Below are 13,853 nucleotides of genomic sequence, written 5' to 3'. Positions count from 1 at the left end.
GGAAAGACGTCAATGCCTTCTCCAGCGTCCGGGCTAAATACTACGTACTGCCTTCATGTGCGGTCAACTCATGAATGATTGCGGCGCAGAGCTGCCCTTCGCTGGCTTGATCAAAACGCGCGAACATGGGCGAGGAGTTCAATTCCAGAAACAGCAATTGCCCTGTATCGGGATCTGTCTTGAGATCGGCCGCGCCAAAGTCCATTCCCAACCGCGCCATGAGTATCCGCAGCATGCCCACTTCCTTCGGAACTTCCGGCAACAGGAAGAGCTCCGCATCCTGGTTCACCCGATAATCCAGTGAGCTACTGCGGACTTCGAAAGCAAAAGCAAATTGGCCAATCACGTAGATGCGTATCTCCGGCGGGACCAGCCGCTTTTGCACAATGGCCGGCGTGGCTGCCAATCCACCGCGAAGCTCCGCTTTGTTCAGGGCGTCGGCAAGAGAATGACAATAGTCGCCGCCCGCGACCGGCTTGGCCACCAGGGAATCCATCTGGCCAGCGCTGAAATTTCCCACTTCATTCGTAACAAGTGTGGCGGGTATGGAAAGCCCCGCCTCGCGGGCGTAAACCAGGCTGGCCGGTTTATTCGCCGCAACCTGGGAAATATCGCGGTTGAAAATGCGGATGCCTGGCTCGGATAAAAGCCAGCCCATGAAGGTCTGGTACCAGGCAAGGGCCCGCGAATTTACCGCGGGCCGTGGATCTTTCATGCCGGCAAACACATCGTAACGGATGAAAGCTGCACTGGGTTTAAGTTCGCGTCCAGAAAGGCGAGGAGCGCCTGCCGCCGGGTTCCAGCCAAATGCGGGACTTTCACCGGAAGGCATCTGCAATTTCAGCAGCTCAACTCCGGCTTTGGCCGCGGCATTTGCCAGGGCGTCAAGGTTTGGATCATCCTCGCCCCCGGCGAGCAAAAGTGCCATGGCTGATCTGGGTCTCGTGAAAGTTAGTAGGCCCCGAACGGTCCGGAAGCGCTCAATTCAACAGAAACGGATGGCGGAGCTTCCGCGCCCATTACCGCCGGCGTGGGATGCTCTTCGAGAAGATTGGTGGTTATGAATCTTGCCTCTTGACGGGCCGCTGAAACGGTCTCCTGTTCCGTGATAGCCAAAGCGTTAAGATTTTTTTCTGTCATGTTTCACCTCAGGATTGTTTGATGCAACAACAGTCTTATGCGGCCAGACGTTCACACAGAGACTGCAGACATGAGGCGTTAGTATAGAACAGTTCAGAAGCGAAAAAGAAATCCGGCAATTCCCGATTTGGCACAACATTAATCCCCAACACTAATCTCAAAAAGCAATACGGCTATCGCGCAGCGAGCACCGCTCTTTTCGCATACACCTTCACAATCTCTCGCCGATATTCCGGGGTAAGCCCTGAAGTCGTCAGCGGCTTGGCCATCTTGGCCGCCAGTTCTCCCACCACCGCCGCAACGTGTTCGTCAATCTGTTTTCCCACCAGCGCGTTCTCCGCGCCTTTCACCAGCAGCGGCGCGGGATTGACGGCCGTAATCGCCACTCTGGCATTCTCCACTGGTCCGCCATTTTTCTTAAGCGCCACCGCCACGCCCGCCAGCGGATAATCGATCGACCCGCGTATGCGCAGCTTCATGTAGCTGCCCTTCCAACCTGCAGAATCTTCCGGCAGAAAGACGCGTGTCAGCATCTCATTGCGTTCCAGCTTCATGCGCGCATCGCCCACATTGGTATAGAAGTCTTTGAGCGCCACGCGCCGCAGGCCAGCCGGCCCTGCAATTTCCACTTCGGCGCCCAGGCACAGCAGCGCCGGAGGCGTATCGCCGGAAAATGCCGCCCAGCAGAACTTGCCGCCCGGCGCTACGTGGCAAAGATCGCCATCTTTCTTAATGCAGAACCCGCATGAGCGCCGCCACTGCAATGACTGGTTGTACCAGACGCAGCGCGTGTCCAGGCAGATGTTGCCGCCCAGCGTTCCCATGTTGCGCAAAATTGGCGACGCTACCGTCATCGCCGCCTCATGCAGCACGCGATAGCTGCGCCGTATGAACTCCGAATCTTCAATTGCTGAAAGCGGCGTGAGCGCACCAATTTCTACGCCTGCTCCCGGACGCACGTGGATTCCCTGGATCTCTTCAATCCCGCGGATGTCCATCACGTATCCTGGCGTGAACAGCTTCTGCTTCATCGACGGCAACAGGTCCGTGCCGCCGGCCAGGATCGCCAACTCATTGCCATGCCGCGCCAGGTAGTCAACCGCCTGCCGCAGCGAACGTGGACGAAGAAATTTGAATGAAGGAAGACTCATTAGTTTTTAAATCCACCACTGAGACACGGAGGCACGAGAAAAACAAGTGAGCTGCGAACTTGCGCTGATGAGCGCATATCGAAAGGAAAAACTTCACTTCCGCAAACCAAACCTTGCGTTCCTATCTGCGTTGATCCGCGTAAATCAGCGGCAAATATTTTTGCCTTTCTCCGTGTCTCTGTGCCTCCGTGGTAGGTGTTGTTCATTGCTCGTGTTGAGAACTCCGTCTCGACGGATCATCCGCATGCCGCTGCGGCCCTTTGCCTTTAAACCACAGCGATCCGCCGTGCTCGCGAAACGTCGTCGGCAGGGATGGATCAGCGCCACGCGTGATTTCCAGAGCTTTCTTTTCGGAATGCTTTGCTTTAATCGCCGCCAGCACACGCTCCGGAGTGAATGGCGCTTCACGCAGCCGGACGCCTACCGCATCATAGATCGCGTTCGCAATCGCCGGGATCGTCGCAGCCAAAGAGCCTTCGCTCGCTTCCTTCGCGCCGAATGGCCCTTCCGGATCGACGGACTCCACAATAATGCATTCCACCTCAGGCGACTCCGTGGCCGAAGGCGACTTGTACTCCAGCATTCCCGGGTTCATCAGCAGCCCGTCTTTCCACACCATTTCTTCCTGCATCGCCTGCCCCAGCCCCATCCATACTGAGCCGATCACCTGGCCTTCTACTGATACTGGATTCAGCGCGCGCCCGCAATCATGCGCAGCCCAGACCTTGTGGACCGTGACTTCGCCCGTCTCTTCATCCACTGTCACTTCCGCTACCTGCGCCGAATACGAATATGCCGGTGACGGTCCCACGCCCGCGCCTTTAAATGCTCCGCCGCGTGCGTCCTTGGGCGGCGCGTATGATCCTGTTCCCGTCAGCGCGCCGGTAAAGTCGATAGCCGAGACCACCGCTTCTTCAAAGCTCATGCTGTCTTTCGGGCCTTCTTCTTTGCGCTTCTGCTGCAATGATCCACGGAGCGTCTGCCCTTCGACTCGGCCGCTGACTTCTTTCACATTGCCGCGTGGCGTATCAACCTTCTCCAGTATTTGCTCCGCGTGTGCGCCGTTAGTTGAAGGCTCCGCGGTTCCGCGTTTCCACACCCGATCGTCGCGCATCATCACGTCTTCCGGCGCGCAGTTCATCTTCACGGCCGCCGCAGCGGCTATCTTCTTTCTCACGTCCTGCGCTGATCGCAGCGACGCATTGCCGTTCATGAACGTCACGCGACTGGAGTACGATCCAATATCGATCGGCGTCAGGTCAGTGTCTGCAGCAATCACGCGAATGCGCCCCAGCCCGATGCCCAGCACCTCAGCCACAATCTGCGCCACCATTGTGTCTGATCCCTGGCCGATGTCTGACGCTCCGGTATACACCACCACGCCACCGTCGCGATCAATTTTGATATTCACCGTGGAATGTGGCATGTCTGAACGGATAATGCTGTTGGCCGCGCCGCTCACATAATGGCTGCACGCCATTCCCATGCCACGCGCCGGCGGAAGCTGGCTGCGGCGCTCATGCCAGCCTGATCGCGTTATCACCTGATCAATGCACTCCGGCAGGCCGTAACTCTGCACCCGCAAGTTATTCACGGTGATGCACGGCGGCTTCAGTAGATTGATGCGCCGGATCTCCGCCGGATCGATATCCAGCTTTGCCGCAATCTCATCCAACTGGCTCTCAAATGCAAACCGCACATTCACCGTGCCATGTCCGCGCATCGCGCCGCAGGCCGGTTTGTTCGTCAGCACGCGATAGCCGTCATAGCGGATATTGGGAATGTCATAGAGCGCGCCCAGCAGAGCGCCGGAGTAAAGGATCGTGACCACGCCATAAGAGCAATACGCGCCGCCATCCTGAATCACCTTGGCCGCGACCGCCGTAATGTGGCCATCTTTCTTCGCGCCGATCTTCATATCAATAATCGTGCGCGGCCTGCCGCGATGAGCCCAGAAAACTTCTTCCCGCGTGTAGGTGATCTTCACCGGCGCTTTGGCCTTGCGCGCCGCCACCGCCGCAATAATTTCCAGCGGAATCACTTCACTCTTGCCGCCAAACCCGCCGCCCACCAGCGGCTTGATCACGCGGATTTGCTGCATCGGCAACTCCAGCACAATGGAGAGCTTGTGCTGCAGGTAGTACGGAACCTGGGTTGACGACCATACCGTGAGCCGCCCCGGCTGCCCCGTCTGCGAATCAATTTCAAACGACGCCAGCGTCGCATGCGGCTCCATCGCCGCGTGCGTCACCTCGCCCGCAATATAGCGATGCTCCATCACCACGTCAGCCTCGGCAAATCCTTTGTCCGGATCGCCAAAAACGTGGTGATAATCTTTCTCAATATTGTTGGGCCGCTGCGGATGGATCCAGTCCTTCTCCGCCTTCATCGAGTCTTCCGGATCAAACCACGCCGGCAGTTGCTCATATTCGACTTCGATCAGCTCCAGCGCGCGCTCAGCAATTTGCTCAGAAGTCGCCACTACGCACGCGACGTTGTCGCCCACATACCGCACTTTTTCCACGGCCAGCGCTGTCTCGTCATGACCGACAGGCAGAATGCCGTATTTGTTCGGCGCGTCCGGCCCGGTAACTACACACACCACGCCGTCTATCGCTTCGGCCTTCGACGTATCGATCTTCTTGATCCGCGCGTGCGGATACGGCGAATGCAGGATCTTGCCCGTCAGCATTCCGGGCACTGACAGGTCGTCCGTGTATTTGCCCTGGCCCGTCGTCTTGCCTGCCGAATCGACGAGAGCAACGCGTTTTCCGATGATGGAGAAATCAGACATAAGCAATAGTAATTAGCAACTGGCAATTAGCAATCAGCCAAATCAAACCCTTTGCGCCCTTCGCGACCTTTGCGGTAAACCGGTTTTCAGATCACCCGATCTTCGTAGCCTTCTGCTCCGCCTGTATCGCCGCCTTGATCGCCTGATACATTTGCGTATATCCGGTGCAGCGGCACAGATTCCCGCTCAGAGCGTGCTTGATCTCTTCTTCGCTCGGCTCCGGATTGCGATCGAGCAGCGCCTTCACCGTGACCATGAATCCCGGCGTGCAAAAGCCACATTGCGCGCCGCCCCAGTCGCCATAAGCTTTCTGGATCGCCGCCAGCGCGCCGTGATCGGCAATGCCTTCCACTGTCGTGATGTCAGGACCATCGTTTTCCTCAGCCGCGCAGCTCATGGCCAGCATGGTGCAACTTAGGGTCGGTACGCCATCCACCAGCACCGTGCACGCCCCGCATGACGAATCGTCACAGCCGCGCTTTGACCCGGTAAAGTCGAGCTCCTGGCGTAAAACGTCCAGCAACAGTTCGCTCGGCTCAATGGCCAGTTCGTGCTTGCGTCCGTTCACGCGAAGTTCAATGAGTTCTTTTTTCATGAATCAGTTCTTTGATTACGGTCCACGGTGCGCTTGTCCAATTTCTATTGTACCGAACGTACGTTCGTTAATGGTGATTAGCTCGTTCGGCGGGGTGATTTGGTGCATCCTTGAGTCGGCTATAATGCTGCGGTTATGCCAGCCGCAAAACCTGCAAAAAAGAAAATATCCGCCGCGCGCGCCAAAGCCGAAAAGCCCGATCTTGCCGAGGTTTTCAGTGCGCTGCGCCAGCTTCTGGAGCGACACCTTGGCTATCTGGCCGTCCAGACCGACAAGCCGGGAAACTACCACCTTGAAGCGCCTTCCATCCTCCATCGCAAAAAGCCTCTTTATTTTGCCGGCGTGCGGACGGGAAAGAATTATGTGAGCTTTCATCTGCTGTATCTCTATTTCAATCCTGCGGCGATCAAAGCCATCCCACCGTTGCTCAAAAAGCGTATGCAGGGCAAGGCCTGCTTCAACTTCACCGCTGTCGATGAAGATTGCTTTGCCGAGCTTGGCCGCCTGATTGCCGATGGACTGAAAATATATAAGAGCGAGAAGTTTCAGCAAGCCATCAAAGACATGCAGTAACACCGCTTTTATGGAACCCACTGCCACCCGCGAATCTACCGCTCTCTGGGACAATGATTACTGGGAAAAAGTCCGGCAGCGCACGCTGAGGGTCATCGTCTGTATTCCTCCGGAAAAGTTTGACTGGCGCTATGCTGAAGGCAAATTCAGCTTTGCCGATATCATCCGCCACCTCGCAACAATTGAACGCTATATGTACTCGGAAAACGTTCAGCTCAAGCCCAGCCGCTATCCCGGCCACGGGTCTGAACTTGCCGACGGCCCGGAAAACGTGATGGCATTTTTCAACCGCATGCATCAGGAGTCGGTGGCCATCTTCAGCCGCCTTTCCACCGATGATCTGCAGAAGAAATGCGTGACTCCCGGCGGAACTCCCATCACGGTATGGAAGTGGTTGCGCGCCATGGTGGAGCATGAAGTCCATCATCGCTCCCAGATCTATACTTACCTGGGTATGCTGGGAATTCCCACGCCTCCTATTTACGGGCTGACTTCAGAAGAAGTGAAGGAAAAAAGCCGGGCGTAATGCGGTACTTGGTAGTTGGTATTTGGCCCAAGACCGGGAGGAATGGATGTGGAGATTGTTTTAATCATTCAGACAAAGCCAAGTACCAAATACTAAATACCGTTTCTCTATGCCAATTGCCTATTTGACGATTGAACTGCGCATTGAAGGCGCACATTCGCTCAAAGATAAGCGACAGGTATTGCGCAGCTTGAAAGACCGCCTGCGTAATTCGTTCAATATCTCCATTGCAGAAATCGATGTTACCGATCTCTGGCAACGAGCCACTCTTGGCGTGGTCAGCATTTCCGCTTCGCGCGACTACCTTGAAGGCCTGATGCGCAACGTGGAACAGGCCGCCACACGGCAGGCCAACAATCTTGGAGCGGAAGTCGTGGACTCATTTATGGACTTTGTGGAAACAGGAGAATCAACCGAGGCCAACGACGCGTGAGTATATGGGCGCAATTCCCTCTGTGTTCCTTCGTGTCTTTTGTGGTTCGAAGTGGTTTCTTGGGTTAGCTGCGGCGCTTCTCAAGTTGATCAACCACGCTATTAAGATTAGGATAGCCGGCGCCAAAGCTTCTGGTGAACCAGTTGCCGCCGCGTTCCACGACCGTCTGACCATCGGCCAGCACTTCAAACTGGCCGGTCTTTCCGGGCGTAACCACGGCATCAATTCCAAGCCGTTTTTTAATCAGCGCCACGAGACTCGCGACCTTGGCTTTGTTGTTTCCTCACGTGGGGCAGGAACGTATCTCAATTTTCATTCTGTCCTCCATGTTGGTTCCGGCGGGTTTTTCTGATCACCGTTATCAGTGTAAATCACTGGTAAGTTTTTCCTGCTTATCCGGTTGGCCGATCCTTCGGAAGCTGCTAAACAAGAACAATCATTGGTCGTAGGTCGTAAAGCGCCGTGCATTTTGATGCCGACAATCAGCTTTCATTACTTCGGTTATCTTCCCGGTAGATGTTGTCCCGTCCAGACTTACCCTGAACCGAGATCAAAGCAACGAAAGATGGTTATGAATATCTGGGCAAATATCACTGGCCCCGGGCGAGCGCAGTTTTCTGCCCTTTCACTCTTCCTCTGCTTTCTTTCTCCTCTGCTATTTGCGCAAGCATCCACCTCTGATATTCAGCACGATGCCGCTGCCGGGAACGCCCAGGCCCAATTCGCCCTTGCGAATGACTATTTTCGGGCACGTTACGTGACACTCAACTACGCAGAGATGCTGACGTGGTATCGGAAATCCGCTGCCCAGGGCTATGCTCCGGCGCAGAATCAGATCGGCAACATGTACGAACATAACATCGGTTTGCCGCAGAATGACAAGCGCGCCGCAACCTACTACCGCCTGGCTGCGAACCAGGGCTTCGCGCCGGCACAGTACAATCTGGCGGCATTGTTCGAGTCTGGCCACGGCATCCATCGTGACTATAAGCAGGCCCTCGTGTGGTACCGCAAAGCCGCCGACCAAAATTTCGCCGCTGCTGAAAAGCAAGTTGGATACTTCTACCAGTCCGGACTTGGAGTCAAGCGTGATTACGCCCAGGCTCTGGCTTGGTATCGCCGCGCTGCCGATCACGGCAACTCCGACGCGGAAAACCAGCTGGGCTACCTGGCCGAGCAAGGATGGGGTGAGCCACAGGACTACACCGAAGCTATTTCCTGGTATTACAAAGCCGCGGAACACGGCAATGCCCAGGCCCAGGAAAACATCGGCTATATCTTTCAGCATGGCACGGGCGTGCAAACCGACTATGCTCAGGCGATGTCTTGGTTCAACAAGGCTGCAGTGCACGGTAACGGCATGGCGGAAAACCAGCTCGGCTGGATGTATCAATTCGGGCAAGGTGTTAAGGCTGACAATGCCATGGCGTTGACCTGGTATGGTTTGGCCGCCGATCTGGGAAACACGAAAGGCCAAAATAATCTCGAAATTCTCACGGACAATCTCCAGGACGACGGCGGAGAGCTGCAAAACGCCACTCGCCCGGTCAGTTATCCCATCATCGCGCAAGCTCAACGCTGGGCGAAAATCCGGGATCTTCACAGTCGCATTGACCATGCCGAAGCCCTTGCCGGGTACCAGGACGATCTCGTCTACCAGCTCACACATACTGGCAAAGGCAAGAGTGACGCCATCACCAAGGTCTTCAACGCGATGGGCAGCGTCGGCGCCACCAAGTACCGTATTGAAGCCGAAAAATATCGCGCTGAAGCTGCGCGCCTGCGTGATGAGTTGGCCCAAACCGAAAGCCAAAACCTATCCAGCCCCGCTGTCTCTGCTCCCTAACGGATTCTCAACTTCGGATGGCGCAACTTGATTTTCGTAATTTCTCGAGACCCGAAGCCAAACGTTTAATGCAATTCGTGCCCCAAGCGATGGGCAATCTGGAAGTTGAGATCGCCGCGCTGTTTTCGTTCAGCATTCCAATCAAGGCCGGCAGTTTCTCCAATCAGTGTTGGTTTGGTTTTCCGATCTCCCGATCACGCGCGATCACCCGATGTCCCGATCTGCCAATTCCCCCTATTCCTTCCGAGCACCATCTCTGGTATTCTCATAAGTTTTTCGCAGGGATGTAAATAACATGCCGGAGCATCGGGGCAGGACGTACCACAGGGCGCGCGTGGGCGAGACGCTGAAGGAAGAGATCGGCGTAATTATTGAAGGCGAGCTGGGCGATCCGCGAATTGCGTTGTGCACCGTAACGGAAATCGCGCTGGCGCCGGACGGGAAGAGCGCGCGGGTTTACATTGAGGTTGCGGGCGACGAGCGTGAGCAGGAGCAGACGGTCAAGGCCATCAACGCGGCCAAGGGCTATATCAAGCGCGAGCTGCTGATACGGCTGGGAGTGCGCCATGTGCCGGAGCTGAATTTCCTGCTGGATAAGTCACAGGAGTACGGATCGAGAATTGACGATCTTTTGGGCCGAATCAATAAACGCAAGAAGAAATAGGGGCCATGGACCAGCTCGCACAGGTCTTACAGGAGATTCAACAGCGCCGGCGCTTTTTGGTTACCTCGCACGCCCGGCCCGATGGTGACGCCATTGGGTCAACGCTTGCGCTGGCCCAGATTCTGCGCAAAATGGGCAAAACTGCCGACGTTGTCCTGGCCGATCCTGTCCCTGTCATCTACCAGCCGCTGCCGCATTCTGAGACCATTCGTCACACTATCAAAGCGAATTGCGATTACGACGCTGCCATTATCCTGGAATGTGACAGCGTGCAGCGCACCCGGCTGCAAGGGCTGGAAAATAAATTTCTAATCAGCATTGACCACCACATCAGCGCCAAGCCATTTGCCGACGTGAATTGGATTGATCCCAGCGCTGTGGCAACGGCGGAGTTGATCTTCCGTCTCGCCCAGGCCGCGCAGGTAAAGCTGACGCCGGACATTGCGACCTGCCTTTACACCGCTGTGCTTACTGACACGGGTTCGTTCTCCTATTCCCCCACGAATGCCTGCACTTTTGAGCTCGCAAAATATCTGGTGGAGCACGGCGCAGATCCCACCACGATTGCGCACAACATCTATTTTTCCGCACCCATGTCCAAGATGTGCCTGCTGGGCGCTGCGCTATCAACGCTGCAGCGCGATGGCGCGGTTACATGGATGTCCATTACGCGGCAGGACATGGAGCGCTTTGGCGCACTCGAGGAAGACTGTGAAGGGCTGGTCAACTATGCGCTGGGCATCGCCGGAGTGGAGGTGGCGATCTTCTTACGCGAGCTGGCCAATGAGCGCATCCGCGTCAGCATCCGCAGCAAGGGCGCGGTGAACGTGGCGGAAATCGCACAGAAGTTTGGCGGTGGTGGCCATGAGTGCGCCGGAGGATTTTCCACAGAAGGCCCCGTAAAGGAGGCGGCCAAGCGCGTCCTGGCGGAGCTGCGGCAGCACCTGTCTGAAAGCGGTACTTAGTTTTCCCGAAGTCCCGAGCGAAGCGAGGGATCACTATTCCCGCGAAACACGCTAAGGTACGCATAGCTTTCAGGTGAATCGGATTGTGAGTAATTCAACAGGTGAACCAGCGTTTTCACAGGAGGTAGGGATCCCTCGCTGCGCTCGGGACTTCAGACAAAGCCAAATACCAAGTACTAATTACTAATGACCGCTATTCGCACCAAATTGCTGGCCACGCAGCTCGCGCTTGTCGCGGGCGTGTGCTACTTCTTTTTCTTTTTTGGACTTGGCGCATTTGGCCTGACCGGCGCGGACGAGCCGCGTTATGCCCAGATTGCCCGCGAGATGCTGGCTCGGCATGATTGGATCGTTCCCACGCTGAACGGCGCGCCCTGGCTGGAAAAACCTGCGCTGCTCTACTGGAAGATGATAAACAGCTACGCCATCTTTGGCGTGAGTGACTGGGCCGCGCGCATTCCGGCGGCCTTCCATGCCACGGCGGTCGTCTTCGGCATATTTTTCTTCATGCGGCGTTTTCGCTTTGCCAGCGAACTGGATGCCGCCATGATTGCCGCATCGTCGGCAGGGATGATCGGCTTTGGGCGCGGTGCTTCGACGGACATGCTGGTTTCCGCACCCTTTGCTCTGGCCATGATGTGCTGGTGGACATGGCATCAGACAAACAAGAAGCTCTGGCTTTTGATCTTCTACGGATTACTGGGTGTAGGTGCTTTGGCCAAAGGTCCAGTGGCTCCGGCGCTGGCTGTGCTGGTGGTGGGCGCGTATGCCGTATTGCGGCGTGACGGCAGAATTTTTCTTCGTAGCCTCTCGCTCATAGGCTTTCTCTTGTTTGCGGCCATCGTGCTGCCCTGGTACCTGGCGGTGCAGCACAAAGTGCCGCAGTTCTTCCGCGTCTTCTTTATTGAGCACAACCTTGAGCGTTTTGGCACCAATCTCTACCAGCATTCACAGCCATTCTGGTATTACATCCCGGTTTTTCTGCTGGCTACAATTCCATGGACCTTATTCGCTGTCCCCGCGCTAATAGATGCGGGAAAAAACGCGTGGAAGAGGTGGCACGCAACCTCGCAGTCCACAAATTCGGAGTCGACAACGATTGAAGCCGACGCCGATGACGGCCTGCCGAGCTTCCTGTTTATCTGGATTGTCGTGCCGATTGTATTTTTCAGTATTTCCCGCGCCAAGCTGCCCGGATACATTCTTCCTTCGATCCCCGCAGCCGCGCTGCTCACTGCCGACTATGTACACCGCCTCAAGGTCGTCCCCAGATTACTGACTTCTTTCCACGCATTGCTTTGCGCGGTCCTGATGGTGGCCGCGCTGATGGCTCCATTCGCCATGATGAAAGTGCAGCCGCCTTCCTATATGGGGATTTTTATGGCGGTCACCGGTGGAGTTATCGCGTTCATGGTCCTGCTGATGGTGCGTCGGGAGGGGATGCGAGTTTTGCATTTTGTGACTCTTGTCCCCACTATCCTTGCTGTAGCTTTTTTGTTGCGGCCTGCGGCTGCAACCATCGATCGCACGCAATCAGCGCGGCCCATCAATCAGCGGCTGGCAGAGCTTGGCGTGGACGCCAATGAGACGGTGGCCAGCTTCAACGTAAAGCGGCAAGTCGCGTACGGGCTGGACTTTTACCGCAACCAGCCGATCAGCCATTACGAGCAGGAAGGCCCGCTTGATCTGCCTTCCGGCATCCCATCGGCCAAGCACGTTGTGGTGGCAAGAGAGGGAAGCCTGGGCGCGGTCCAGGCAGCGGTGGGCAACCGGCAAGTCCTGCCTATCGGCACATTTCCGCCGCAGCATCTTGAGTTTTTTCAGGTAAGTGCGGCAAAGTAAACGCTGGCAAGTGGCGCTGCTGGTTCCTACTGGTTTGGTTCCATTACGGATACAGGCTTTGATAAATTCCCAGACCAAAGCTAGACTCTTAGCTCGCCGCCAAGTACGCTATTTGCAGGCGGTAATGGGAAGTTTTCATGGGCCTTCATACCCCTATCGAGACACACCGGGCACACCCTTTTGGCGTGGAGATTCTGGACCTAAGGCACTTCAGCTCCCACAACCTGCGTCCTTTGCTGGACCGGGAAACCCTGTTGTGGGCGCAGATGATGTCCTGGGACTACCGGCCCTCGGCCGAGATGATTCTGCGCTATATCGATTCCAAAATCCTGCCCGGATACGCCGCCGTGGAAGATGGCCACATTGGCGGCTACGCATTTTTTGTTTATGAAGGCAGCAAGGGCGTAATTGGCGATCTTTACGCCGACGACTCCATCCGCATCCCCGGGGACACCGTAGAAAACCGGCTGGCGGTGCACGTAATCAACACCTTGCAGCAATCGCCCGGCATCCAGCGCATTGAAGCGCAGCTTCTGCCGCATGAATCCGGCGTGCTGAGCGGGCCATTTCTGGCGGAAGGCTTCCGCCAATATCCGCGCTTGTTTATGACGCTGCCGCTCAGGAACAGCGCGCGTCCGGAAATAGCCACTCTGCATGACATCGAGTTTCGCCGCTGGGGAGAGCAGGACTTCCAGCCCGGCGCGGCGGTGATTACCACGGCGTATCGCGGCCACATTGATTCAGAAATCAACGATCAATACCGCAGCCTGAACGGCTCTTTGCGCTTCCTGAACAATATCGTCCGTTTTCCTGGATGCGGCGTGTTTGACGCGCATGCTTCGTTCGTGGCGCTGCACAAACCCACGCGGTCGATTGCCGGCTTGCTGCTTTGTTCGCGCGTCCGCGATGATGTTGGTCATGTAACGCAGGTTTGCGTCTTGCCGGAGCTTCGCGGCCGCAGGATTGGCGAATCGCTTCTGGGACTATGCACGCAGGAACTGCGCAGCCGCAACTTTCTGGGGCTGAGTCTAACCGTGACTGAAGCCAATACCAAGGCTGTGGAACTCTACCGCCGCCTGGGCTTTGAAACCCGCCGCCGCTTTGATGCGTTCGTTTGGGAAGGCTAGAACCTCTGCCGCAGATTTACGCTGATGAGCACTGATCAGAAAGCAGCCGCGAATTTCGCGAATAAACACGAATCGAAGCGGATTAATATTCAGGTGATCGAATAATTCAAAAACAACCGCACATGCATGGCCGATGAGAATCATTTTTTAATATGATTCGCGTGTCTTCGCGTTGATTCGCGGCCCATTTTCCTTAC

General features: G+C 56.1%; 15 protein-coding genes. 9 read left to right on the top strand and 6 right to left on the bottom strand.

Translation table 11 applies throughout. The features are described 5' to 3' along the window. Nucleotides 1-40: 40 nt before the first annotated feature. The 5 genes from LAO76_06230 to LAO76_06210 all read right to left on the bottom strand — a co-directional run bounded on the left by LAO76_06230 (nt 41) and on the right by LAO76_06210 (nt 5,680). On the bottom strand, nt 41-928 hold the full coding sequence (locus LAO76_06230; protein ID MBZ5490510.1) for a hypothetical protein: 888 nt from the start codon (nt 926-928) through the stop codon (nt 41-43). 23 nt (nt 929-951) lie between these two features. After that, complete coding sequence (locus LAO76_06225) at nt 952-1,140, bottom strand: hypothetical protein (protein ID MBZ5490509.1); 189 nt, start codon at nt 1,138-1,140, stop codon at nt 952-954. A 173-nt stretch (nt 1,141-1,313) separates the two neighbouring features. Further along, nucleotides 1,314-2,291, bottom strand: coding sequence for an FAD binding domain-containing protein (locus tag LAO76_06220; GenBank protein MBZ5490508.1), 978 nt, complete (start codon nt 2,289-2,291; stop codon nt 1,314-1,316). 202 nt (nt 2,292-2,493) lie between these two features. Next, complete coding sequence (locus tag LAO76_06215; protein ID MBZ5490507.1) at nt 2,494-5,085, bottom strand: molybdopterin-dependent oxidoreductase; 2,592 nt, start codon at nt 5,083-5,085, stop codon at nt 2,494-2,496. Nucleotides 5,086-5,176: 91 nt separating this feature from the next. Next, nucleotides 5,177-5,680, bottom strand: a complete 504-nt coding sequence (locus LAO76_06210) for a (2Fe-2S)-binding protein (GenBank protein MBZ5490506.1) — start codon at nt 5,678-5,680, stop codon at nt 5,177-5,179. Between the two features lie 135 nt (nt 5,681-5,815). Here LAO76_06210 and LAO76_06205 point away from each other — a divergent pair, with 135 nt between their 5' ends. From LAO76_06205 to LAO76_06195, 3 genes are all read left to right on the top strand, one after another. Beyond that, complete coding sequence (locus LAO76_06205) at nt 5,816-6,253, top strand: hypothetical protein (GenBank protein ID MBZ5490505.1); 438 nt, start codon at nt 5,816-5,818, stop codon at nt 6,251-6,253. A 10-nt stretch (nt 6,254-6,263) separates the two neighbouring features. Further along, entirely contained in the window at nt 6,264-6,779 is a 516-nt protein-coding gene (locus LAO76_06200; protein MBZ5490504.1) for a DinB family protein, read from the top strand. Nucleotides 6,780-6,888: 109 nt separating this feature from the next. Next, nucleotides 6,889-7,212 carry a DUF503 domain-containing protein gene (locus LAO76_06195; protein MBZ5490503.1) on the top strand — a complete coding sequence of 108 codons (324 nt, stop codon included), beginning with the start codon at nt 6,889-6,891 and terminating at the stop codon, nt 7,210-7,212. A gap of 64 nt (nt 7,213-7,276) precedes the next feature. Here the strand turns inward: LAO76_06195 and LAO76_06190 are convergent, their stop codons facing one another. Beyond that, on the bottom strand, nt 7,277-7,465 hold the full coding sequence (locus LAO76_06190; GenBank protein ID MBZ5490502.1) for a hypothetical protein: 189 nt from the start codon (nt 7,463-7,465) through the stop codon (nt 7,277-7,279). Between the two features lie 318 nt (nt 7,466-7,783). On the opposite strand from LAO76_06190, the gene LAO76_06185 reads away from it, so the two are divergent. From LAO76_06185 to LAO76_06160, 6 genes are all read left to right on the top strand, one after another. Next, a complete protein-coding gene (locus LAO76_06185) occupies nt 7,784-9,058 on the top strand; it encodes an SEL1-like repeat protein (GenBank protein ID MBZ5490501.1) in 1,275 nt (424 codons plus the stop codon). A 17-nt stretch (nt 9,059-9,075) separates the two neighbouring features. After that, nucleotides 9,076-9,348 carry a hypothetical protein gene (locus LAO76_06180; GenBank protein MBZ5490500.1) on the top strand — a complete coding sequence of 91 codons (273 nt, stop codon included), beginning with the start codon at nt 9,076-9,078 and terminating at the stop codon, nt 9,346-9,348. Between the two features lie 5 nt (nt 9,349-9,353). Then, a complete protein-coding gene (gene rbfA, locus LAO76_06175; protein MBZ5490499.1) occupies nt 9,354-9,722 on the top strand; it encodes a 30S ribosome-binding factor RbfA in 369 nt (122 codons plus the stop codon). A gap of 5 nt (nt 9,723-9,727) precedes the next feature. Next, nucleotides 9,728-10,687 carry a bifunctional oligoribonuclease/PAP phosphatase NrnA gene (locus LAO76_06170; protein ID MBZ5490498.1) on the top strand — a complete coding sequence of 320 codons (960 nt, stop codon included), beginning with the start codon at nt 9,728-9,730 and terminating at the stop codon, nt 10,685-10,687. A gap of 186 nt (nt 10,688-10,873) precedes the next feature. Further along, a complete protein-coding gene (locus LAO76_06165) occupies nt 10,874-12,529 on the top strand; it encodes a glycosyltransferase family 39 protein (GenBank protein ID MBZ5490497.1) in 1,656 nt (551 codons plus the stop codon). Nucleotides 12,530-12,714: 185 nt separating this feature from the next. Further along, complete coding sequence (locus LAO76_06160) at nt 12,715-13,656, top strand: GNAT family N-acetyltransferase (GenBank protein ID MBZ5490496.1); 942 nt, start codon at nt 12,715-12,717, stop codon at nt 13,654-13,656. The last annotated feature ends 197 nt before the right edge of the window (nt 13,657-13,853 follow it).

This window comes from Terriglobia bacterium (assembly GCA_020072645.1).
In the GTDB taxonomy this organism is placed as follows: Bacteria; Acidobacteriota; Terriglobia; order Terriglobales; family Acidobacteriaceae; genus Angelobacter.
This window is presented reverse-complemented; position numbering and strand designations above follow the sequence as displayed.